This is a genomic window from Pseudomonas aestiva, from assembly GCF_039908605.1.
Classification (GTDB): domain Bacteria; phylum Pseudomonadota; class Gammaproteobacteria; order Pseudomonadales; family Pseudomonadaceae; genus Chryseomonas; species Chryseomonas aestiva.
The window spans coordinates 4,179,886-4,200,480 of record NZ_CP150916.1; the positions used below are offsets into that span (position 1 = coordinate 4,179,886).

Here is a 20,595-nt window from a genome sequence, read left to right on the forward strand (position 1 = left end):
GTGAACCGCTACTTCTGCGTCGTCACGCCCTGGACGAACCAATCCATCTGCCACAGCGCCGGGTCGGACAGCACCTGGCCGGCGGCGACCCGCTCCTTGCCGTCGCGATCGCTCAGGGGACCGGCATAGATCTGCTTGCCCTTTAGCAGCGCCTCGCGCTCGGCGAGGATCTTCTCCTGGGCCGCCTTGGGCACGGCGTCGCCGAAGCCGGCGATGTCGGTGCCGCCGTCGGCCATGGACACCAGGGCACCGTTGGGTGCGGGTTTCCAGTGGCCGGCGATGACGCGCTTGAGCTCCGGCACCAAGAAGCGATCCCAGACCCACACCGAGGAACAGAGGGTCGCCTTGGGCGCGAATTGGCGCATGTCGCGGTGGTGGCCGGTGCCATAAACGCCGCGCTCCTGGGCGACGATCTGCGGCGTGGGAGTGTCCACGTGCTGGCCGATGACATCGGCACCCTGGTCGATCAGCGCGGCGGCGGCGGCGCGCTCCTTGACCGGATCATTCCAGCTGCCGGTGTAGATCACCGTGAGGGTGGCGTTGGGATTCATCTGCCGGGCGCCCAGCTCGTAGGCGTTGATGGTCCAGTTCACCACGCCGAAAGGATTGGCGGCGACGAAGCCCAGCTTGCCGGTCTTGGACGCCGCGCCCGCGGCCATGCCGCAGAGGTACTGGCTTTCGTAGGTACGGCCGTAGAAGGATTCCAGGTTGCGCCCGTTGGTGGTGCCCGAGGCGTTGAGGAAGGCCACCTCGGGATATTGCTCGGCCAGTTGCTTGAAGGTGTCGGAGTAGCCGAAGGCGGTACCGATGACGATGTTGGCGCCGCGCTTGATGAAGCGCTCGGCGGCCGGGCGAATGGCCGAGGCGGTCTCCGGCACGTTCTCCACGAACTGGATCTTCATGCCCAGTTCCTTCTCGATCTTCACCCGTGCCTCGTCCATGGCCTGGGTCCAACCGCCATCGTTCTTGGCGGTGAAATACAGCATGGTGATCTTCGGCTCGCCCTTGAGGGTGAAGCCCTCGTCGTCCGCCTGCGCCCCGGTACCCAGCCCCATCAGCGCCAGCACGCACACTGCCCTTCTCAGCCATCTGCTCAGCATCGTCTCGTCCTTAGCCTTGTCTACAACATGTGGTTGATACGGAACACGTTGCCTTCCGGGTCCAGCAGCACCGCCTGGTACCAGTGGTAGTAGGTTTCGTAGGGCGCCTTCAGCAGGCGGGCGCCGGCGGCCTCGGCCACCGGCACCAGCCGGTCCACTTCGGCGCGGCTGTCCACCTCCAGGTTGAGCAGGAAGCGGCAGCCCTCACTGCCGGCGAATTCGCCCAGCCCCAAGAGCTCATAGGCCTCCGGCGCGTTGAAGCCGATGGCGGTCTTGCCGGTGTCCAGGCCACGGAAGATCGGCGAGCGGATCGCCTCGATCTCGGGAAAATCGAACACCCGCTGGTAGAAGCCGCTCAGGGCCACCACGTCCTGGGCGAAGACGTTGACGTAGGAAAGACTCGGCATCAGGCCACCCGCACGCCGGTCTGGGTTCCGCCGAAGGTGGTCTGCTTGACGAACTTGGATCTCAGGTGGTCGCCCGAGGTGATGGGCGCATGGCGCGGCGGCGTGCCGGGCGTGGCGCAACCGGGCAGGCATTGGATGAGGGTGTCGTAGTTGGGCTGGTGGAAGAACACCAGGGACTGGCGGCGGGTGTCGCAACCGGCATCCGCCGGTGGATTCACCACCCGGTGCAGGGTCGAGACCCAGCGGTCGTTGGTCCACTGCATCATCAGGTCGCCGATGTTGACCACGAAGCCGCCCGGCACCTTGGGCACGTCCACCCACTCGCCGTCGGCATTGCGCACCTGCAGGCCACCGGGCGCGTTGTCGGGGCGGACGATGGTCAGGCTGCCGTAGTCGGTATGAGCCCCGGCGCGCAGCTGGCCGGGCAGCGCCGCCTCCTGCTGGTGGGGATAGCAGAGGGTGCGGAACATGCTGATGTGGCGATCGATGCGGCTGTCGAAATAGGTTTCCGGCAACGCCAGCCCCAGGGCGAAGAGGCGCATCAGGGTGCGTGCCAGGTCGCTCATGGCGGCGAAATACTCGGCATAGGCCTCGCGGAAACCGGGGATGGCTGTCGGCCAGACGTTGGGCGCGAAGTGCGGCCCGGCTTCCGGACCGCGGTAGTAGGCCGTCTCCGGGACGTCCAGCGGACCAATGGAAAAGGACTCCTTGAGATCTCCCGGTGCCGCCTCCTCCAGGCTGTAGGACAGACTCTCCTCGGCCACCGCGCTATAGCCGCGCACCTGATCCGGACGCGGTCGATCGGCCTTGCGCTTCTCCGCCAGCGGCAGCTCGAAGAAGGCCCGCGAGAGGCGCGAGACCCGCTCGACCAGTTCCTCGGGCACCTGGTGATGGGTGATTACCAGAAAGCCGATATCGCGGCGGGCCTGGTCGACGGCCTTGGCCACCGCCTGCTTGCCGGCGGCCGAGCCGGCGAAATAGGGGGCCAGATCGATGATGGGAACACTGGACAGCGGCATGACGGACCTCACGGGTTGGACGAAAGGAGACAGCGCGACGCACGTTCACCGGGCAGGACGGCAGCAGGGAAATTGCAACCGTTGTGCCATCTTTGGACCATTTGGTAAAAACTTGAAAAGCTAATGAAAACAGCAAGTTGATGGAGATACGCAGGATCTGCTAACGGCGCGCTGCACCTTGAGCGATCAGCGTGCACCGGGGTGGCGCCCAGGGTGGGCCGGCGCTGAGCGAGAAGGCGTTGGCGAGAGGGATCGGCTTGGCGGCGTTGGGCTTCGGCACGGGAGCCGCCTCGACTCAACCCGCGGCTAGCCTCCGCGTAGGTTGAGTTAAGCGCAGCGAAGCCCAACGAATCCGGACCATCACGCCGGATACTGCAGCTTCCCGCTGTTGGGCTGCGGCGATGGAGCCGCCCAACCTACGGCGCCTCCCGCCATACCACCCAACCAGCCCCCTCTCCCCGCGGGAGAGGGTTGGAGTGAGGTCACTCTGCACGGACGCCACAAACGACAACGCCCGTGCCGGCATTGCCGGACACGGGCGTTGTGGGAACCTGTTGCCAGGCTTAGTGCTGGTGACCGCCTTCGCCATGGATGTGGCCGTGGGCGATTTCTTCGTCGCTGGCCGCACGCACGTTGACCACCTTGACGTCGAAATTCAGACGCTGGCCGGCCAGGGGATGGTTGCCGTCGACGGTGACCTGGTCGCCGTCGATGTCACGCACGGTGACGATCTGCATGGCGCCATCCGGGCCGGAGGCGTGGAACTGCATGCCCACTTCCAGCTCGTCCACGCCTTCGAACATTTCCTTGCCCAGGGTGGCAACCAGTTCGGGGGTGTATTCGCCGTAGGCGTCTTCCGGCTCGATGGCCACCTTCAGCTCGTCACCCGCCTGCTTGCCGGACAGGGCGCGCTCGAGGCCGGGAATGATGTTGCCCGCGCCTTGCAGGTATACCAGCGGAGCACCACCAGCGGAGCTGTCGATGACTTCGCCGGCGTCGTTGGTCAGGGTGTAGTCGATGGATACTGCCGTGTTCGCCGCGATCTGCATGGCCAGAACCTTCATGCTGGGAAAAAAATAGGATGACGCATCAGTCTACGCGTCCAACCTAGCAATTGCGAATGCGTTCGGTCAGTCCCCTGGCGCCCGGAGGCATCTGGAGGGCGCCCCTGCAACGGTACTCGACCGCTCGTCACGCAATCGCCATGGCCGCTTCACGGCGCTGTCATCCCGGCTACCTAGGGTTTGCTGCATACCCACTGCCGGAGCCCTGCCATGCCGATTCCAGTGTCCGCACCGCCCGCGCTGCGCGCCGAACGCCTGTCGACCGCCGCGGATATCCGCGCTGCCCAGCGCCTGCGAGCTGCGGTCTTCGGCAGCACCTACGGCGTGCATTTCGCCGACAACCTCGACCAGGACGCCTACGATGCCCACTGCCTGCACCTGGGGGTGCGCGACCTGCGCAGCGGCGAGCTGATCGCCACCACGCGGCTGCTCGACGGGCGCCGCCGCGAGCGCCTGGGCAGTCTCTACAGCGAAAGCGAATTCCAGCTGGAAGGCCTGGATGGCCTGCAGGGTCCGCTACTGGAAATCGGCCGCACCTGCGTGGCACCCGGGCATCGCACCGGCGCCGCCATCGCCCTGCTGTGGGCGGAACTCGCCGAGATCATGGCCTGCGGCGACTATCGCTATCTCATGGGCTGCGCCAGCGTGCCAATGGCCGACGGCGGTCTGCAAGCCGCCGCCCTGCTGCGCCAGGCCGCGCGGGACGACCGTATCCCGGCGATCCGCGCCACGCCGCGGCGCCCGCTGCCCTTCGTCGCCGTGCCCGACAACCTGGTGGTGCAGCTGCCGCCCCTGCTCAAGGCCTATCTACGCCTGGGCGCCCAGGTCTGCGGCGCGCCTTGCTGGGATCCGGAATTCGGCGTGGCCGACGTCTTCATCCTGCTCAAGCGCGAAGACCTCTGCCCGCGCTATGCCCGCCATTTCAAGGCCGCGGTATGAGGCGACTGCGCCTCGCCGTGCGGCTGCTGCCGGTCCTGGCCGCACTGCTGCTCGGAGCGCTGTTCGCCCTGACGGTGGCGCTGGCGGTAGCGCTCAGTCGCCGGCCCTGCCTGGGGTTGCGGCAACGGCTGACGCGACGTTTCTTCCAGCTGCTGGCCCGGACCCTGCGCCTCCGCCTGGAAGTCCGCGGCGAGGTACCGCGCGGCACCCACCTCTGGCTGGCCAATCATGTGTCCTGGCTGGATATCGTCGCCCTCGGCAGCTTGCGGCCGCTGGGCTTCCTGTCCAAGGCGGAGGTGGCGGAGTGGCCCTTCGCCGGCTGGCTGACGCGCCAGGCCGGCACCCTGTTCATCCGCCGTGGCGCCGAACGCGGTGACGCCCTGGGCGAGGCGCTGACCACGCGCCTGACCCAGGGCCTGTCACTGGCGCTCTTTCCCGAGGGCACCACCACCGACGGCAGCGTGCTGCGCACCTTTCATGGCCGGCTGCTGAGTCCGGCCATCGCCACCGGTACCCCGCTGCAACCCGTGGCCCTGAGCTACTGGCGCCACGGCGAGCCTGACCGGGCCGCGGCCTTCATTGGAGACGACGACTTGGTGAGCCACCTGCTACGTCTGCTGGACAACGGCGGCACCACCCTGAGGATCGAGTTGCTGCCAGCCATCCTGCCCCATGGCCAGGCGCGGCAGATACTGGCGGGTCAGTGCCAGGCGGCCATCGCCGCCCGCCTCGGGATTCAATTGGAAACGCGCGCCGCGCGCTCGGCGGCGGCAAAAGCCTGCAGCTGCGGATAGAAGTCGCGAAAGTCTGCCAGCAGGCCGTCGTAGGCGGTCTCCAGCTCGGCGAAGGCACCGGCCAGCAGCTCCGGACGCGACAACCGCCGCGCCATGCCCTCCACCACTCGCTCCAGCACGGCGAAGTCGCGATAGCTGCCCAGCCAGTCCTGGCGTGCCATCAGGGGGGCGATAGAGGCCAGCCGTGGCGGCAGTTCCGGCTCCTCCAGCAGGGTCTGGTAGCAGTCCGCGACGAAACCCGGCAGCGGCTGCTCGGCATAGTCGTGCCAGAGGCGCGCCAGGCAGTGATCGAAGAAGACATCCACCAGCAGTCCGGCCACCCGCCGCCGCGTTGCGGGCAACCGGGTCTTGGCCCGGATCACCAGAGGGTGGTCGTCGGTATAGACGTCGATGCGCCGGTGCAACCGGATACCGGCGGCGATTCCAGCGGGCCAGGCGTCCGCCGAGCCCTTGACGAAATCGCCATAGAGGCTGCCGAGGCGATCTTCGCGGCTGGGGCCGCCCAGGTGCAGGTGCGCGAGATAATTCATCCCTTCAGCATACTCCAGCCGCGAGCGGGCGGTTTTCCTGGACGACCCGCGGCTGCTAGGCTCGGACCTCCCTTCCCTTTTCCGCTGGAGTCGTCATGCCCGTTCGCGCCGTGTTCCTCGACTATGCCTCTCTCGACCTCGGCGATCTGGACCCGGCGCCCTTGCGCGCGGTGTTCGACGAGCTGGAACTCCATCCGGCGAGCGCCCCGGACGAGGTCGCGACGCGCCTGGCCGGCGCCCAGGTCGCCATCGTCAACAAGGTGGTCCTGGACGCCGCCATCCTGGCCGCCTGCCCGGACTTGAAGCTGGTACTGGTCAGCGCCACCGGCACCAACAACATCGACCTGGAAGCCGCGCGCGCCCAGGGCGTGCGCGTCTGCAACTGCCAGGGCTATGGCACCGCCTCGGTCGCCCAGCACACCCTGGCGCTGCTGCTGGCTCTGGCGACCCGCTTGCCGGACTACCAGACAGACGTCCGTGCCGGTCGCTGGCAGACCGCCAGCCAGTTCTGCCTGCTCGACCACCCCATCGTCGAGCTGGAAGGCAAGACCCTCGGCCTGCTCGGCCTCGGCGAGCTGGGCAGCGCGGTGAAGCGCCTGGCCGAAGCCTTAGGCATGCAGACCCTGGTGGGCCAGTTGCCCGGTCGCCCGGCGCGTCCCGGCAGCCTGCCGCTGGCCGAGCTGCTGCCCCAGGTGGATGCCCTGACGATGCACTGCCCGCTGACCGAGCAGACCCGCGGCCTGATCGGTGCGGCGGAACTGGCGGCGATGAAATCCACGGCCTTCTTGGTCAACACCGCACGCGGCGGCATCGTCGACGAACAGGCCCTGGCCGATTGCCTGAGGCGCGGCCACCTGGCCGGCGCCGCCACCGATGTGCTCAGCGTGGAGCCCCCGCGCGACGGCAATCCGCTGCTGGCCGGCGACATTCCGCGACTGATCGTCACCCCGCACAACGCCTGGGGCAGTCGCGAGGCGCGCCAGCGGATCATCGGCCAGCTCGCCGCCAATGCCGAAGGCCATTTCGCCGGCACGCCGCACCGGGTGGTCTGCTAAAGTTCGCGCTTTTTTCGCCAGGTAGCCCCATGGATCCGCGCAGCGAAGTCCTCCTCCGTCACCCCGAGCGCTTTGGCGGCGCCTTGCTGCTCGCCGGCTTGCCGGCCGATGACCTGCTCGGCACCCTGCCCGCGGCCAGCGGCTGGAGCTGGCATGCGGGCGAGGCCGAACAACTGGTCCGGCGCTATCCGGGTCGCGTCAGTCTGGGGATCGAACCGCCGGCGGGCGACTTCGCCAGTGCCGTGCTGTTTCTGCCCAAGTCCCGCGAGGCCACAGACTTCCTGCTCACCGCCCTGACTCGCTGCCTGCCGGCCGAAGGCCGTCTCTTTCTGGTCGGTGAAAAGAAGGCCGGTATCGAACGCGCCGCGCGCCAGCTGGGCGCCTTCGGTAAGGCCAGCAAGCTCGACAGTGCACGCCATTGCCAGCTGTGGGTGGTCCAGGGACCGCGCACCTCGGCCGATCCGCAGCCGGACGCCTGGCTGCAACGCCAGCCACTGGACCGGGCTGGGGTGAACCTGGAAATTCTCAGCCTGCCGGGCGTGTTCAGCCATGGCCGGCTGGATGTGGGCACGGCGCTGCTGCTGGAGCAACTGGATGGCCTGCCCGAAGGTGCGGTGCTCGACTTCGGTTGCGGCGCCGGCGTGGTCGGCGCCGCCCTGGCTCGCCGCTATCCTGCCAGCACCCTGCATCTGCTGGACGTGGACGCCTTCGCCGTGGCCAGCAGTCGTCAGACCCTGACGGCCAATGGTCTGAGCGGAACGGTGATCAGTGGTGATGGCATCGCCGCGGCGCCCATGGGACTGGCCGCCATCGTCAGCAATCCGCCCTTCCACAGCGGCGTGAAGACCGACTACCGCACCACCGAGACCCTGCTGGCCGAGGCGGTGCGTCATCTAAAGCCCGGCGGCGAATTGCGCCTGGTGGCCAACAGCTTTCTGCGCTATCCGCCACTGATCGAGGCGGCCTTCGGCAACTGCCGTACCCTGGCGGAACGCGACGGCTTCAAGGTCTACAGCGCCCGGCGACGGTAGCGACACCGAGCCCTGTTGGGCTTCGCTGCGCTCAGCCCAACCTACGGCTATACCTCAGTGCCAGAGCCGCCCCCTCTCCCCCTGGGAGAGGGTTGGGGTGAGGGAAACCTCCTCTCCCAACCCAAAACCTCAGCCCTTCTTCGCCGCATCGTACAGCGGCATCACCTTGGGAATCGCCGCCTGCAGGGCCTTGGTGCGGTTGGCGTCGGAGGGGTGGGTACTGAGGAATTCCGCCGGCTGCTTGCCCTGGCTGGCCTGGGCCATCTTCTGCCAGAGGGTGATGGCGGCATTGGGGTTGTAGCCGGCGCGCGCCGAGAGCTCCAGGCCGATCAGGTCGGCCTCGTTCTCGTTGCCGCGGCTGAACGGCAGGGTCAGGGCCACCTGGGACACCTGGTCGGCCAGCTGCATGCCGCCCTGGCCAACGCCCAGCAGGGCGCCACCGAGGTTCTCGCCCATCTGGATGGCATAGGCCCGCGACATCTGCTCGCGGCTGTGCTCGCGCAGGGCGTGGGCGATCTCGTGGCCCATCACCGCCGCCAGTTCGTCATCGGTCAGCTTGAGCTGATCGATCAGCCCGCTGTAGACGAAGATCTTGCCGCCCGGGCCGCAGTTGGCGTTGAGTTCATCGCTCTGCACCAGGTTGACCTGCCAGTCCCAGTTCACCGCGTCCGGGCGGAAGGCCGCGGTCTGCGGGATCAGGCTCTTGGCGATGGCGGCGACGCGCTTGCCGTCGGCGCTGTCATTGGCCAGCTTGCCGGCGGACTTGGCCTCGCTGACCGTCTTGGCATAGGACTGGGCGTACATCTGGTTGACCTGCTGCTCGGACAGCATGCTGAACATGTACTGCTTGCGCTGCACCCCGACCGCACCACCCGAGGTGGTGTTGACGGTCTGGCAGGCGACCAGCAGCAGGCTCAGGGACAGGCCTGCGAGGGGAAGGATACGGCGCATGGGAATCTCCAGGTATCGAGGCGGATACAGTCTAGAGAGGGGCGTCAGACCCGGCAACGTCCGGTAACGCCCGGCAACGCTCTCCTGCCAGGCGACCGGAGGCCTCAATGGATAGGCGTCACCGCCGATAGCCCCGGCATCGAACGTTCCCGGAGTCCCCCATGAACTCCCGCTCCATCCGCACCTCCATCACCCTGCTGGCCGGGGCCTGCATCCTGGCGGTGGTCGCTGCCCTGATCGCCTATACCCTGTTCGCCGGTCAGCGCACCCGCGCCCTGGTCGACAGCCACACCGAGGCGCTGGCCGCCACCGCCGCCGAAGCCCGGCTGACGGCCGAGGCCGAGGCGGTGGGCAACCAGCTGCAACGCCAGCTGGACGTCCCCCTGCAACTGGCCAATCAGCTGGCGCAACTCAGCGTGGCCATGGGCAGTCCGGGCGACCAGCAGGTCGAGCTGGATCGCCAGAGTCTGGTGCGCCTGCTGGGCCAGAGTCTGAAGCGCCAGTCCGGCCTGCTCAGCCTCTATACCGTCTGGGAACCCAATGCCATCGATGGCCAGGACGACCGCCATCGGGGCGACGCCGCGGCCGGCTACGACGAGCAGGGGCGCTTCACCCCCTGGTGGCACAAGACCCTCGACGGCGATGTGACGGTGGAACCGATCGGCCCGACCGTGGAAAGCCAGACCCGTCTGCCCTCGGGCGTGCGCGAAGGCGAGTACTACCTCTGTCCGCGGGAAAATCGCACCACCTGCGTGCTCGATCCCATGCCCGACACGGTCAACGAGCAGCAGGTGCTGATCGCCTCCTTCAACGTGCCGATCCTGGTCGACGGTGCCTTCAAGGGCGTGGTCGGTGCCGACGTGCCGCTGGACTTCATCCAGCGGCAGCTGGTCAAGGCCAATGGCCGCCTCTATGGCGGCGTGGGCCGCATGGCCCTGGTGGCCGGGCGCGGCACCCTGGTGGCCTACACCGCCGACGCCAGCCAGCTGGGCAAACCGGCCGAACCGGCGCTGGGGGCGACCCTGGCCGGCCTCAAGGACCTGGGCGAAGGCGTCACCCGTCGCTTCGACGCCCAGAGCGAGCGCTATCAGGTCTATCTGCCGCTGCGCTTCGCCGGCGACAACCGCCAGGTCTGGACGCTGATCATCGAATTGCCCCGCACAGCCGTGCTGGCCGACCTCTACAGCCTCAAGGACACCCTGGGCAGCCAACGCCACCAGGACGTGATCGGCATGCTGCTGGTAGGCCTGGCGGTCGCCGGCGCCGGTCTGCTGGTGCTCTGGCTGATCAGCCTGCGCATCGCCCGGCCGCTGCGGCAGATGGTGACCATGCTCGACGCCATCGGTCAGGGCGACGGAGACCTCACCCAGCGTCTCGCTACCGAGCGCCGCGACGAGGTCGGCGCCATGGCCGGCGGCTTCAACCGCTTCCTGGCCTCGCTGCAGAGCCTGATCGGCAAACTGATCCATTCGGTGGGCGAAGTGGCCTCGGCCGCCGAGCACACCTCCCATATCGCCCAGCGCACCCGCGACGGCGTGGAGCGCCAGCTGCAGGAGATCGAGCAACTGGCTACCGCCATGCAGGAGATGACCGCCACCGCCCAGGACGTGGCCGGCAATGCCGGTCGCGCGGCGCGGGCTGCCACCGAGGCGGACGGCGCGGTCAACCAGGGCCAGCGCCTGGTGCAGCAGAACGTCGCCAGCAGCGCCGCCCTCGCCCAGGAGATCGAGCGCGCGGTGGAGCAGGTCCGCCGGGTCGCCGAGGACAGCGAGAACATCGGTTCCATCCTGACCACCATCAATGGCATCGCCGAGCAGACCAACCTGCTGGCGCTCAACGCCGCCATCGAGGCGGCGCGCGCCGGTGAGCAGGGTCGCGGCTTCGCCGTGGTGGCCGATGAGGTGCGCAACCTGGCGCAAAAGACCCAGGTGGCCACCGGCGAGATCCAGAGCATGATCCAGCGCCTGCAGCAGGGTACCCGCGAAGCGGTGACTGTGATGCAGGCCAGCGGTGCCCAGACCAGCACCCAGGTCGCCCAGACCGAGGCCACCCGGCACGCCCTGGACACCATCCTGGCGGCGGTAGGCGAGATCACCAGCATGAATCTGCAGATCGCCAGTGCGGCGGAAGAACAGAGCGCGGTGGCCGAGGACATCAACCGCAACGTAGTCAACATCGGCCAGAGCGCCCAGGCGGTCCACGGCGAAGCCGACAGCGCCTCCCGCGCCGGCCAGCAGCTGCGCGAACTCGCCGAGCAGCAACGCCAGCTGGCGGGGCGGTTCCGGGTCTAGCTCTCTACTCCGTCCCCCTCTCCCTCTGGGAGAGGGCTGGCCCAGGGACTTGCAGCGCGCTTTGACGTCTAGGCGCTACAGCGGCGTCAGACACTCCGGCCCGTCCACCTCGGGCCGGTTGACGATGTCGGCCAGCACCCGCTCGCGCAGCGGCATGCCGCCCGCGGCCAGCAGCGCCTGCAGGGCTTCGGGCGTGCTGTCCGGATCCTGCCAGAGGGTACGCCCCGCTTCGTCGAGCAGGATGGGCCGCCGCAACGGGCCGGCGGCCTGGGTGACCATGGCCACCGACAGCCAGAGCTGATCCCCGGCCGGATAGGCTTCCCAGAGCGCGGCGAACCAGGCGAGGGGTTCGCCATTGAGCATCCAGTAGGGTCGCTTGCGGTGGTTGCCGCGCCATTCATAGAAGCCGTTGGCCGGCAGCAGGCAACGCCGCAGGCGAAAGGGCTCGCGAAACATCGGCTGGGTAGCCAGGCTTTCGGCGCGGGCATGGGTGGGGGTGCGGGAGAGATCGGTGAGCCAGGGTGGGGTCAGTCCCCAGCGGCCACTGTCGACCCGCTCGCCGTCCGCGGTCCGCCGCTGCAGCAGCACCTGCTGATGAGGGGAGATGTTCCAGCGCGGCGGATGCTTTTCGGGGAATCCCGGCAAGCCAGCGAATTCGGCGGGCCAGCGGAACAGGGCGTAGCGTCCGGACATGAAAACCTTTTAGGTTCTTTACGAAAAGTCGCCGAGCGAAGGTCAGGCGAGGCGAAAAAGCTGAGGAAGCGGATCGGGCTCGCGAACGAGTTTACAAGTGGTAAATGAGTATTACGACCGGGCTGGCGTGCCAGGCGTTTTTCAACGAAGCATCACCGATGCGTAGGCACTTTTCGTATAGAACCTAGCAGACGAGGATGCCCTGTTCGGGGGAGGGATCCTCTCCCGGCAAAGGCGTGGCGGCATTGTACGCGGCGATCAGCGCCTGCGCGCGCTGGGCCTCCTCGTCGTCGACCAGCAGGCCGAGCAATCCTGCCGCTGGCAGGTCACCGATGCCACCGAGCAAGTGGCGACCGGCGAGGAAGCCACTGATGCCCTCGCTGGCGAGCACCGCCAGGAGCAGTTCGCCCTCGTGCAGCGACCCCGGCTCATAGATGCGGCGCATCAGTCATCCTCCCGCCGAACCTCGAGATTCCAGTCCTCGCCATCGGTGTGCAGGCCGAAGCGGATCGGTCGGCAGCAGACTTCGCAGTCTTCGTAGTAGTCCTGATCACCGCCGCTGAGGTCGAGCACCACCTCGCCCGGTTCGCCGCAATAAGGGCAATCGTATTCCTGGCTTTCCAGCATCTGCCTGCACTCCTTGACCGCCAACCTGCCGCCCATCCGGCCCCTGGCGCTTGCATCTGGCGCCACGCCCACTACTATGGCCGCCGGAATTTCTACAAGAGAACACCATGGGCGAGTTCGAAGCCATTCGACCCTATAACGACGCGGAAGTCCCCGGGGTTCTGGCCCGCCTGATCGACGACGACCACTTCATCGGCATCCTCGCCGGCTACCGGTTCCCGCGCCTGTCCAAGGGACTCGGCTGGGTAGTGCGGCCCCTGCTGCGCACCCGCCTGCGCCAGGAACTGAGTGGTATCCAGAGCGTCGCGGCGCTGCAGGACAAGCTCGAACCCTATGTGGATCGCGCCATCGAGAAGGCCTCGGACGGCGTTACCTACTCCGGCATCGACCAGCTGCGCAGCGGCCGCGCCTATCTGTTCCTGGCCAACCACCGCGACATCGTGATGGACCCGGCCTTCGTCAACTATGCCGTCTACCACGCCGGTCTGCCAACGCCGCGCATCGCCATCGGTGACAACCTGCTGCAGAAGCCCTTCGTCAGCGACCTGATGCGGCTGAACAAGAGCTTCATCGTGCACCGCTCCATCAGCGGCCGGCGCGAAAAGCTGGCGGCGTACCAGAATCTGTCCGCCTACATCAATCACTCGATCCGCCAGGACGGCCAGTCCATCTGGATCGCCCAGGCCGAGGGCCGGGCCAAGGACGGCGACGACCGCACCGATTCGGCCATCCTCAAGATGTTCCACATGAGCTGCAAGGACGAGCCCTTCGCCGAGCTGGTCAAGGCGCTGAACATCGTACCGGTGTCCATCAGCTACGAATTCGATCCCTGCGACCAGGCCAAGGCCCGCGAACTGCACACCCGCGCCACCACCGGCAGCTACGCCAAGGCGCCGGGCGAGGACGACGTCAGCATCGCCCGGGGCATCACCGGCTACAAGGGCCGGGTGCACGTGGCCTTTGGCGAGCCGGTCACGGGTGAGTTCGAGGATGCCAAGGCGCTGGCCCAGGAAATGGACCGGCAGATTCTCGGCAACTACCGGCTGTTCCCGGCCAGTTACCTGGCCTATGCCGCCTGGGAGGGCCGCGACCCGGACCTGGCCGTGCCCGCGGTGGACAGCCTGTTTCCCGCCGAGGAAATCGCGGTCGCCCGCAGCGAATGGGAAAGGCGTCTGGCCGAGTGCCCAGCGGAATACCGGGCGCAACTGGTGCGCCAGTACGCCCAGCCGGTGCTGAACAAGTACCGCGTGCTGGCCGGTCTGGAATAGCCCAGGCGCGCTCATGAAAAAGCCCGGCACGAGCCGGGCTTTTTTGTGGACGGTCGCGGCTCAGTGGCCGCTGAGCACCTGCACCACGGTCGGATCCTTGAACACCCGGGTCAGGGCGTCGCTCAGGACATCGCTGACCAGCTTGGTGTTGGCCTCGGCGTTGGGCGCCATGCCAAAGCGCTGGTTGAGGCTGGCGCCATAGCGACCCTTGTAGCCGCGCTGGCTGTTGCGCACCTCGACCTGGAAGGCCGCGGCGACGTCAGACGCGGTGACGTACAGCTCCTTGGGCGACTGATAGTTCAGTTCGGCCAGGGTCAGGGTCAGCTGGGGCGCACCGGGACCGGCATTGGGCGACGGGGTGAAGCCCATCTGACGTACGGCCTTCTCGGCTTCGGCCTGCAGCTTGGGAATCACGTCCTGAGTCTGCACCACCACCACGCTGGTGTCGGGATAGAGACCGCCGCGGGTGCCGAGGGTGAAGGAGGAACGGCCGTCGACCACCCGGACCGAGACCGGCTGGCCCTGGCCGACCGGCGCGATGGGCGCGGTGATCTGGGGTTGCGGACTCAATTGCTGAGGGCTGCTGGCGCAGCCGGCCAGGGTCAGACCAGTGGCGGCGAGCAGGCCGAGCAACAGGCGATAGCGCATGCAGAGACTCCGAAGAAAGGGACAGGGGGCAGTATACCCAGCCCCCCAGCGGCGTCGATAGACCGGCCTTCCGGACAAGGAAACGCCGGCACGGGGCCGGCGTCGTTCAGACCAGGCGTTACGGCTTGGCCGCCAGCGGCGGCCGGGTCTGGCTGCGTTCCAGCCAGCCGCCACCGAGCGCCTTGTACAGGGTGACCTCGCTGTTGAGCTGGTTGAGTCTGTCGGTGATCAGCTGCTGCTGGGCGCTGTACAGCGAGCGCTGGGCGTCGAGTACCGTGAGGTAGTTGTCGATGCCCTGGCGATAGCGCAGGTTGGCCAGGTCGTAGTACTCCTGGCTGGCCTGCACCAGGTCCTGCTGGGCCTGCAGCTGGTCGTCGTAGGTGCCCTTCGCCGCCAGGGCATCGGCCACCTCGCGGAAGGCGGTCTGGATCGACTTCTCGTAGGTGGCGACGTTGATGTCCTTCTGGATCTTCGCCGCATCCAGGCTGGCCTTGAGGCTGCCGGCCGTGAAGATCGGGATGTTGATGCTCGGCGAGAAGGTCCAGTAGCCGGAACCGGCGTCGAACAGGCCGTTCAGGTCCCGGCTCGCCGTGCCGCCCTGGGCGGTCAGGCTGATGCGCGGGAAGAAGGCTGCCCGGGCCGCGCCGATGTTGGCGTTGGCGGCGCGCAGCTGCAACTCGGACTGGAGGATGTCCGGACGCTTCTGCAGGAGATCCGACGGCAGATTGGCCGGCAGGTCGGCGAGCAGATCGGTACCGTCCAACCCCTTGCTCTGCGGCAGCTCCGCCGGGATCGAGGTACCCAGCAGCAGGGCCAGGGCATTGCGATCCTGGGCCACCTGGCGGGTGTACTGCGCCAGATTCGCCCGCGCCCCTTCCAGGGCGGTGCGCGACTGGCGCAGGTCCAGGCCGCTGGCCACGCCGTTCTCCACGGTCTGGCGGGTCAGGTCGTAGGAGCGCTGATAGGCCGCCAGGGTCTCGCGGGTCAGTTGCAGCATGCGCTGGTCGGTGAGCCAGGCGTAGTAGGCGTTGGCCACTTCCGAGACCAGCGAGATCTGGGTGCTGCGGCGTCCTTCGCTGGTGGCGAAGTAGTTGAGCAGCGCCTGCTCGCTGAGGCTGCGCAGGCGACCGAACAGGTCCAGCTCATAGGAGGTGAACCCCAGGGTCACGCTGTACTGGCTGCTGATGCTGCCACCACCGCCGCCACCCGCGCCATTGGCGCTGTTGCCGGCGAGCAGTTCGCGAATGGCGGAGACCTGGCTCAGGTCCTCCGGCTGGCGGGTACGGGTCCCGGTGCCGCTGACCGCGATGTCGGGAAACAGCTCGGCGCGCTGCACGCGGTATTGCGCCTGGTAGAGGCGCACGTTCAGCGCGGCCTGACGCAGGTCGCGGTTGTTGTCCAGCGACAGCTGGATCAGCTGCTGCAGGGCCGGGTCGCGATAGAAATCGCGCCAGCCGATGTCGGCTGCCTGCTGGTCACGATTGACCGTCAGGGCATCGTAGGCCTGGCCATGGGGCCAGGCGTTCTCCACCGGCGCATTGGGTCGCTGGTAATCGGGGATCAGGCTGCAGCCGGACACGGCCAGCATGCCCACGACCACCGCCAAGACAGACTTCTTCATATCAGTGTCCTTCCTTGCCATGGGCTTCCTGGTCCTTGGTGGCCTTGTCCTTGAACAGGCTGCTGACCACCACGTAGAACATGGGAATCCAGAAGATCGCCAGGATCGTGGCGGTGAGCATGCCGCCGATCACGCCGGTACCCACGGCGTGCTGACTGCCGGAGCTGGCGCCCGAGGAGATCGCCAGGGGCACCACGCCCAGGATGAAGGCCATGGAGGTCATGATGATGGGGCGCAGGCGCATGCGCGAGGCTTCCACCGCCGCATCGACGATGTTCTTGCCGCCCTCGTGCAGCTCCTTGGCGAATTCCACGATCAGGATGGCGTTCTTCGCCGCCAGGCCGATGGTCGTCAGCAGACCGACCTGGAAGAAGACGTCGTTGGCCAGGCCACGGAAGTAGGTGGCCAGCAGGGCCCCCACCACCCCCAGCGGCACCACCAGGATGACCGCGATCGGGATCGACCAGCTCTCGTACAGCGCCGCCAGGCAGAGGAACACCACCAGCAGCGACAGCGCATAGAGCGCCGGCGCCTGGGAGCCCGACAGGCGCTCCTCGTAGGACAGACCGGTCCAGGCAATACCCACGCCCTGCGGCAGGTCCTTGGCCATGCGTTCGATCTCGGCCATGGCGTCACCGGTGCTGTAGCCGGGCGCCGCGGAGCCGAGGATCTCCAGCGAGGAGATGCCGTTGTAGCGCTCCAGCTTGGGCGAGCCGTAGATCCACTCGCCGCGGGCGAAGGCAGACACCGGCACCATCTCGCCGGCGCTGTTGCGCACGTACCACTTGTTGAAGTCCTCGGGATTCATCCGCGCGCTGGCTTCGCCCTGCAGGTACACCTTCTTCACCCGACCGCGGTCGATGAAGTCGTTGACGTAGCTGGATGCCCAGCCGATGGACAGCGTCTGGTTCACGTCGCTCTGCGACAGGCCCAGGGCGCGCACCTTCTCGTCGTCGACGATGAGCTTGAATTGCGGCTCGTCGTTGAGGCCATTAGGACGGGTCTGCACCAGCTTGGAATTCTGCGCGGCCATGCCGAGCAGCTGGTTGCGCGCGGCCATGAGCGCCTCGTGGCCGATGCCGCCCTGGTCCTGCAGGTAGAAGTCGAAGCCGGTGGCGTTACCCAGCTCCAGCACCGCCGGCGGGACGATGGCATAGACGATGGCGTCCTTGATGCCCGACAGGTAGCCCATGGCCCGACCGGCCACGGCGCTGGCGCCGTCCTTGGCGTCCGGGCGCTGTTCCCAGGGCTTGAGCTGGATGAACGCCAGACCCGAGCTCTGACCACGACCGGCGAAGTTGAAGCCGTTGACCGTGAACATCGAGCTGACCGCGCTCGAATCGTTCTTCATCATCATCTCGCGCATGGTGTCGAGCACCTTCTGCGTCCGCTCGGCACTGGAGCCCGGCGGCGTGGTGACCTGGGCGAAGATCACGCCCTGGTCCTCTTCCGGCAGGAAGGACGACTGGATGCGGGTGAAGAGGAACACCATGACGCCGACGATCAGCAGGTACAGCAGCAGGAAGGGCACCTTGTGCCGGATCACCGCGGCCACGCTGCGCTCATAGCGGTGCTGACCGCTCTCGAACTTGCGGTTGAACCAGCCGAAGAAACCGCGCTTCTCGTGGTGCCCCTGCTTGACCGGCTTGAGCAGGGTGGCGCACAGCGCCGGGGTCAGGATCAGCGCCACCAGCACCGAGAGCACCATCGAGGAGACGATGGTGATGGAGAACTGGCGATAGATCACCCCGGTAGAGCCGCCGAAGAAGGCCATGGGCACGAACACCGCCGACAGCACCAGGGCGATACCGACCAGGGCGCCCTGGATCTGGCCCATGGACTTGCGCGTCGCCTCCTTGGGCGAGAGCCCCTCCTCGGCCATCACCCGCTCGACGTTTTCCACCACCACGATGGCATCGTCCACCAGCAGGCCGATGGCGAGCACCATGCCGAACATGGTCAGGATGTTGATGGTGAAACCGGCGGCCAGCAGCACCGCGAAGGTGCCCAGGAGCACCACGGGGACGGCGATGGTGGGGATCAGGGTGGCCCGGAAGTTCTGCAGGAACAGGAACATCACCAGGAACACCAGCAGGATCGCCTCGCCCAGGGTCTTGACCACCTCATGGATCGAGGCGGTCACCACCGGGGTGGTGTCGTAGGGATAGACCACTTCCATGCCCGGCGGCATGAACGGCTTGAGGCGCTCGATGGTGGCGCGGACCGCCTTGGCGGTGTCCAGGGCATTGGCCCCGGTGGCCAGACGCAGCGCCATGCCGGAGGCCGGCTTGCCGTCGAACTGGGCATCGATGGAGTAGTTCTCGCCACCCAGCTCGACCCGCGCCACGTCACGCAGGCGCACCTGGGCACCGCTCTGGTCGACCTTGAGGAAGATCTTGCCGAATTCCTCGACGCTGGTCAGCCGGGTCTTGCCGATGATGGTGGCGTTGAGCTGCTGCCCCGGCACCGCCGGCAGGCCGCCGAGCTGACCGGAGGCGATCTGCACGTTCTGGCTCTGGATGGCGCTGCTGACGTCGACCGGCGTGAGCTGGTACTTCACCAGCTTCTGCGGATCCAGCCAGATGCGCATGGCGTACTGGGCACCGAATACCTGGAAGTCGCCCACACCGCTGGTCCGCGCGATGGGATCGCGCATGTTGGAGACGATGTAGTTGGACAGGTCTTCCTTGGTCAGGGAGCCGTCCATGGAGACCAGGCCCACCACCATCATGAAGTTGCGCTGGTACTTGGCGACGCGCATGCCCTGCTGCTGGACTTCCTGCGGCAGGAGCGGCGTCGCCAGCTGCAGCTTGTTCTGCACCTGGACCTGGGCGATGTCGGAGTTGGTGCCCTGGTTGAAGGTCACGATGATGGTCATGCTGCCGTCGGAGTTGGACTCCGAGGAGATGTACCTGAGGTTGTCGATCCCGTTCATCTGCTGCTCGATGACCTGGACCACGGTGTCCTGCACCGTCTGCGCCGAGGCGCCCGGGTAGCTCACCTGGATCGAGACCGCCGGAGCGGCGATGTTCGGGTACTGGTTAATCGGCAGCGTGAGGATCGACAGAATGCCGGCGAGCATGATCACCAGGGCGATTACCCAGGCGAAGATGGGCCGGTCGATGAAGAACTTGGACATCAGGCGCTCCCCTTACTGACCCTGACCCGCCGGCTTCTGCTCGGCGGAGGCGATGTTGCTCGCCGGCTTGGTGGTGACGGTGGCACCCGGCTTGATCTTCTGCAGACCTTCGGTGATGACCTTGTCACCCGCCTTGAGGCCGTCGGTGACCAGCCATTCGGCGCCGACGGTGCGCTCGGTCTTGAGGATCCGCTGCTCGACCTTGCCTTCGCCGTTGACCACCATGGCGGTGGGCTGGCCCTTGAGGTCGCGGGTCACACCCTGTTGCGGCACCAGCAGAGCATTCTGGCGCACACCGGACTGCAGCTCGGCACGCACGAACATGCCGGGCAGCAACAGCTTGTCGGGGTTGGGGAATTCGGCGCGGATGGTTACCGAGCCGGTGCCCTGGTCCACCGAGACCTCGGCGAACTTGAGCTTGCCGGGACGGCTGTAGGCAGTGCCGTCTTCCAGCATCAGCTTGACCTGGGCGGCGTTCTCGCCCTGCACCTTCTGCAGCTGACCGCTGTCCAGCTCGCGGCGCAGGCGCAGCAGATCGGTGGCGGACTGGGTCACGTCGACATAGATGGGATCGAGCTGGGTGATGCTGGTCAGGGCGCTGGTCTGGTCGGCGGTGACCAGGGCGCCTTCGGTCATCATCGAGCGCCCGATGCGCCCGGAGATGGGCGCGGCGACCTTGGTGTAGGCCAGGTTGATCTCGGCGTTGCGCAGGGCGGCCCTGGCCGATTCCACCTGGGCTTCGTTCTGCCGCTGCATGGACAGCGCATCGTCGGCTTCCTGCTTGCTGATCGCCTGCTCCTTGACCAGGGCGCCATAGCGCTGGGCCTTGAGCCGGTTGGAGGCCAGGGTCGCCTGGGCCTGGGCCAGCGATGCCTTCGCCGAGTTGACGTTGGCTTCGTAGGTGCGCGGATCGATCTGATAGAGCTGGGTGCCGGCCTTCACGTCGGCGCCCTCGGTGAAGCTGCGCTTGAGCAGGATGCCGCTCACCTGCGGCCGCACCTCGGCGATGCGGAAGGCGGACGTGCGCCCGGGCAATTCGTCGGTCAGGGTGACGGTGCGAGGCTGCATCGTCACTACCCCGACCTCCGGGGGCTTCTGCTGCTGTTGCTGCTGGTCCTTGTTGTCCTGCTTGCCGCAGGCACCCAGGGCCAGGGCAACGGCCAGCAGGGCGGGAGCGAAAAAGGCATGCGCCGGCTTGATCTGCATATCAAAAGTCCTTGAAAGCGGGGAAATGAGCATGCGCAGCGCGCCTTGTGGATCCGCACCGGCTCGAGCATAGGAATTATTATCAGACAAATATACTTACGTTCACGACTGTTTGTAAATAACCCAAGCGCCTTACTCGGGTATCTCGCCGGCGACTCCGACGTCTCGTGAAAACGGCTATGCCGATAAAAGTCAGGCCAGTGCGACCGACC

The 20,595-nt window shown here is 67.0% G+C and carries 19 protein-coding genes; 6 read left to right on the forward strand and 13 right to left on the reverse strand.

The genetic code is table 11. The features are described from left to right. Window positions 1-8: 8 nt before the first annotated feature. From AABM56_RS19380 to AABM56_RS19395, 4 genes are all read right to left on the reverse strand, one after another. Entirely contained in the window at window positions 9-1,055 is a 1,047-nt protein-coding gene (locus AABM56_RS19380; protein ID WP_347884134.1) for a BMP family ABC transporter substrate-binding protein, read from the reverse strand. 65 nt (window positions 1,056-1,120) lie between these two features. Beyond that, window positions 1,121-1,507, reverse strand: coding sequence for a VOC family protein (locus tag AABM56_RS19385; protein WP_187980344.1), 387 nt, complete (start codon window positions 1,505-1,507; stop codon window positions 1,121-1,123). Continuing rightward, entirely contained in the window at window positions 1,507-2,526 is a 1,020-nt protein-coding gene (locus tag AABM56_RS19390) for a 2-oxoglutarate and iron-dependent oxygenase domain-containing protein (RefSeq protein ID WP_347883650.1), read from the reverse strand. Before AABM56_RS19390 ends, AABM56_RS19385 begins: the two co-directional genes overlap by 1 nt. 563 nt (window positions 2,527-3,089) lie before the next feature. Beyond that, window positions 3,090-3,575, reverse strand: coding sequence for a peptidylprolyl isomerase (locus tag AABM56_RS19395; RefSeq protein WP_017639847.1), 486 nt, complete (start codon window positions 3,573-3,575; stop codon window positions 3,090-3,092). 225 nt (window positions 3,576-3,800) lie between these two features. On the opposite strand from AABM56_RS19395, the gene AABM56_RS19400 reads away from it, so the two are divergent. Together AABM56_RS19400 and AABM56_RS19405 are read left to right on the forward strand one after the other, a co-directional pair. Then, window positions 3,801-4,529 carry a GNAT family N-acetyltransferase gene (locus AABM56_RS19400; protein ID WP_133861423.1) on the forward strand — a complete coding sequence of 243 codons (729 nt, stop codon included), beginning with the start codon at window positions 3,801-3,803 and terminating at the stop codon, window positions 4,527-4,529. After that, window positions 4,526-5,323 carry a lysophospholipid acyltransferase family protein gene (locus AABM56_RS19405; RefSeq protein ID WP_133861424.1) on the forward strand — a complete coding sequence of 266 codons (798 nt, stop codon included), beginning with the start codon at window positions 4,526-4,528 and terminating at the stop codon, window positions 5,321-5,323. Before AABM56_RS19400 ends, AABM56_RS19405 begins: the two co-directional genes overlap by 4 nt. On the opposite strand, the gene AABM56_RS19410 is transcribed toward AABM56_RS19405, so the two are convergent. Further along, window positions 5,266-5,853, reverse strand: coding sequence for an ACP phosphodiesterase (locus tag AABM56_RS19410; RefSeq protein ID WP_133861425.1), 588 nt, complete (start codon window positions 5,851-5,853; stop codon window positions 5,266-5,268). The genes AABM56_RS19405 and AABM56_RS19410 overlap by 58 nt on opposite strands. A gap of 95 nt (window positions 5,854-5,948) precedes the next feature. On the opposite strand from AABM56_RS19410, the gene AABM56_RS19415 reads away from it, so the two are divergent. Both AABM56_RS19415 and AABM56_RS19420 read left to right on the forward strand, forming a co-directional pair. Beyond that, window positions 5,949-6,908, forward strand: a complete 960-nt coding sequence (locus AABM56_RS19415; protein ID WP_133861426.1) for a 2-hydroxyacid dehydrogenase — start codon at window positions 5,949-5,951, stop codon at window positions 6,906-6,908. A 29-nt stretch (window positions 6,909-6,937) separates the two neighbouring features. Then, window positions 6,938-7,939: a class I SAM-dependent methyltransferase gene (locus AABM56_RS19420; RefSeq protein ID WP_133861427.1), complete on the forward strand. Its 1,002-nt coding sequence runs from the start codon at window positions 6,938-6,940 to the stop codon at window positions 7,937-7,939. 129 nt (window positions 7,940-8,068) lie between these two features. Here AABM56_RS19420 and AABM56_RS19425 read toward each other — a convergent pair whose 3' ends face one another. Then, window positions 8,069-8,890 carry a M48 family metallopeptidase gene (locus AABM56_RS19425; RefSeq protein WP_347883651.1) on the reverse strand — a complete coding sequence of 274 codons (822 nt, stop codon included), beginning with the start codon at window positions 8,888-8,890 and terminating at the stop codon, window positions 8,069-8,071. A gap of 161 nt (window positions 8,891-9,051) precedes the next feature. Between AABM56_RS19425 and AABM56_RS19430 the strand changes: the two genes are divergently transcribed. Then, window positions 9,052-11,181, forward strand: coding sequence for a methyl-accepting chemotaxis protein (locus AABM56_RS19430; RefSeq protein WP_347883652.1), 2,130 nt, complete (start codon window positions 9,052-9,054; stop codon window positions 11,179-11,181). 75 nt (window positions 11,182-11,256) lie between these two features. Here the strand turns inward: AABM56_RS19430 and AABM56_RS19435 are convergent, their stop codons facing one another. The 3 genes from AABM56_RS19435 to AABM56_RS19445 form a co-directional block, all read right to left on the reverse strand. Continuing rightward, on the reverse strand, window positions 11,257-11,874 hold the full coding sequence (locus tag AABM56_RS19435) for an SOS response-associated peptidase (protein WP_133861430.1): 618 nt from the start codon (window positions 11,872-11,874) through the stop codon (window positions 11,257-11,259). Window positions 11,875-12,058: 184 nt separating this feature from the next. Then, window positions 12,059-12,319: a DUF2007 domain-containing protein gene (locus AABM56_RS19440; RefSeq protein WP_133861431.1), complete on the reverse strand. Its 261-nt coding sequence runs from the start codon at window positions 12,317-12,319 to the stop codon at window positions 12,059-12,061. Continuing rightward, on the reverse strand, window positions 12,319-12,501 hold the full coding sequence (locus tag AABM56_RS19445; RefSeq protein ID WP_017639858.1) for a CPXCG motif-containing cysteine-rich protein: 183 nt from the start codon (window positions 12,499-12,501) through the stop codon (window positions 12,319-12,321). The genes AABM56_RS19440 and AABM56_RS19445 overlap by 1 nt, the downstream gene beginning before the upstream one ends. A gap of 107 nt (window positions 12,502-12,608) precedes the next feature. On the opposite strand from AABM56_RS19445, the gene AABM56_RS19450 reads away from it, so the two are divergent. Further along, entirely contained in the window at window positions 12,609-13,769 is a 1,161-nt protein-coding gene (locus AABM56_RS19450; protein WP_133861432.1) for a 1-acyl-sn-glycerol-3-phosphate acyltransferase, read from the forward strand. Window positions 13,770-13,829: 60 nt separating this feature from the next. Here AABM56_RS19450 and AABM56_RS19455 read toward each other — a convergent pair whose 3' ends face one another. The 4 genes from AABM56_RS19455 to AABM56_RS19470 all read right to left on the reverse strand — a co-directional run bounded on the left by AABM56_RS19455 (window position 13,830) and on the right by AABM56_RS19470 (window position 20,383). Further along, entirely contained in the window at window positions 13,830-14,417 is a 588-nt protein-coding gene (locus AABM56_RS19455) for a YajG family lipoprotein (protein WP_133861433.1), read from the reverse strand. A gap of 118 nt (window positions 14,418-14,535) precedes the next feature. After that, window positions 14,536-16,038: an efflux transporter outer membrane subunit gene (locus AABM56_RS19460; protein ID WP_133861434.1), complete on the reverse strand. Its 1,503-nt coding sequence runs from the start codon at window positions 16,036-16,038 to the stop codon at window positions 14,536-14,538. 1 nt (window position 16,039) lies between these two features. Further along, window positions 16,040-19,177: an efflux RND transporter permease subunit gene (locus tag AABM56_RS19465; protein ID WP_133861435.1), complete on the reverse strand. Its 3,138-nt coding sequence runs from the start codon at window positions 19,175-19,177 to the stop codon at window positions 16,040-16,042. A 12-nt stretch (window positions 19,178-19,189) separates the two neighbouring features. Beyond that, window positions 19,190-20,383 (reverse strand): efflux RND transporter periplasmic adaptor subunit, encoded by a 1,194-nt coding sequence (locus AABM56_RS19470; RefSeq protein WP_263259294.1) that lies wholly within the window; start codon window positions 20,381-20,383, stop codon window positions 19,190-19,192. Window positions 20,384-20,595: the final 212 nt, after the last annotated feature.

What these genes read in the sequence shown, in the direction of transcription:
- AABM56_RS19380 (WP_347884134.1), bottom strand. Translation starts at nt 1,055, where the DNA reads ATGGGGCTGGGTACCGGGGCGCAGGCGGACGACGAGGGCTTCACCCTC.
- AABM56_RS19385 (WP_187980344.1), bottom strand. Translation starts at nt 1,507, where the DNA reads ATGCCGAGTCTTTCCTACGTCAACGTCTTCGCCCAGGACGTGGTGGCC.
- AABM56_RS19390 (WP_347883650.1), bottom strand. Translation starts at nt 2,526, where the DNA reads ATGCCGCTGTCCAGTGTTCCCATCATCGATCTGGCCCCCTATTTCGCC.
- AABM56_RS19395 (WP_017639847.1), bottom strand. Translation starts at nt 3,575, where the DNA reads ATGCAGATCGCGGCGAACACGGCAGTATCCATCGACTACACCCTGACC.
- AABM56_RS19400 (WP_133861423.1), top strand. Translation starts at nt 3,801, where the DNA reads ATGCCGATTCCAGTGTCCGCACCGCCCGCGCTGCGCGCCGAACGCCTG.
- AABM56_RS19405 (WP_133861424.1), top strand. Translation starts at nt 4,526, where the DNA reads ATGAGGCGACTGCGCCTCGCCGTGCGGCTGCTGCCGGTCCTGGCCGCA.
- AABM56_RS19410 (WP_133861425.1), bottom strand. Translation starts at nt 5,853, where the DNA reads ATGAATTATCTCGCGCACCTGCACCTGGGCGGCCCCAGCCGCGAAGAT.
- AABM56_RS19415 (WP_133861426.1), top strand. Translation starts at nt 5,949, where the DNA reads ATGCCCGTTCGCGCCGTGTTCCTCGACTATGCCTCTCTCGACCTCGGC.
- AABM56_RS19420 (WP_133861427.1), top strand. Translation starts at nt 6,938, where the DNA reads ATGGATCCGCGCAGCGAAGTCCTCCTCCGTCACCCCGAGCGCTTTGGC.
- AABM56_RS19425 (WP_347883651.1), bottom strand. Translation starts at nt 8,890, where the DNA reads ATGCGCCGTATCCTTCCCCTCGCAGGCCTGTCCCTGAGCCTGCTGCTG.
- AABM56_RS19430 (WP_347883652.1), top strand. Translation starts at nt 9,052, where the DNA reads ATGAACTCCCGCTCCATCCGCACCTCCATCACCCTGCTGGCCGGGGCC.
- AABM56_RS19435 (WP_133861430.1), bottom strand. Translation starts at nt 11,874, where the DNA reads ATGTCCGGACGCTACGCCCTGTTCCGCTGGCCCGCCGAATTCGCTGGC.
- AABM56_RS19440 (WP_133861431.1), bottom strand. Translation starts at nt 12,319, where the DNA reads ATGCGCCGCATCTATGAGCCGGGGTCGCTGCACGAGGGCGAACTGCTC.
- AABM56_RS19445 (WP_017639858.1), bottom strand. Translation starts at nt 12,501, where the DNA reads ATGCTGGAAAGCCAGGAATACGATTGCCCTTATTGCGGCGAACCGGGC.
- AABM56_RS19450 (WP_133861432.1), top strand. Translation starts at nt 12,609, where the DNA reads ATGGGCGAGTTCGAAGCCATTCGACCCTATAACGACGCGGAAGTCCCC.
- AABM56_RS19455 (WP_133861433.1), bottom strand. Translation starts at nt 14,417, where the DNA reads ATGCGCTATCGCCTGTTGCTCGGCCTGCTCGCCGCCACTGGTCTGACC.
- AABM56_RS19460 (WP_133861434.1), bottom strand. Translation starts at nt 16,038, where the DNA reads ATGAAGAAGTCTGTCTTGGCGGTGGTCGTGGGCATGCTGGCCGTGTCC.
- AABM56_RS19465 (WP_133861435.1), bottom strand. Translation starts at nt 19,177, where the DNA reads ATGTCCAAGTTCTTCATCGACCGGCCCATCTTCGCCTGGGTAATCGCC.
- AABM56_RS19470 (WP_263259294.1), bottom strand. Translation starts at nt 20,383, where the DNA reads ATGCAGATCAAGCCGGCGCATGCCTTTTTCGCTCCCGCCCTGCTGGCC.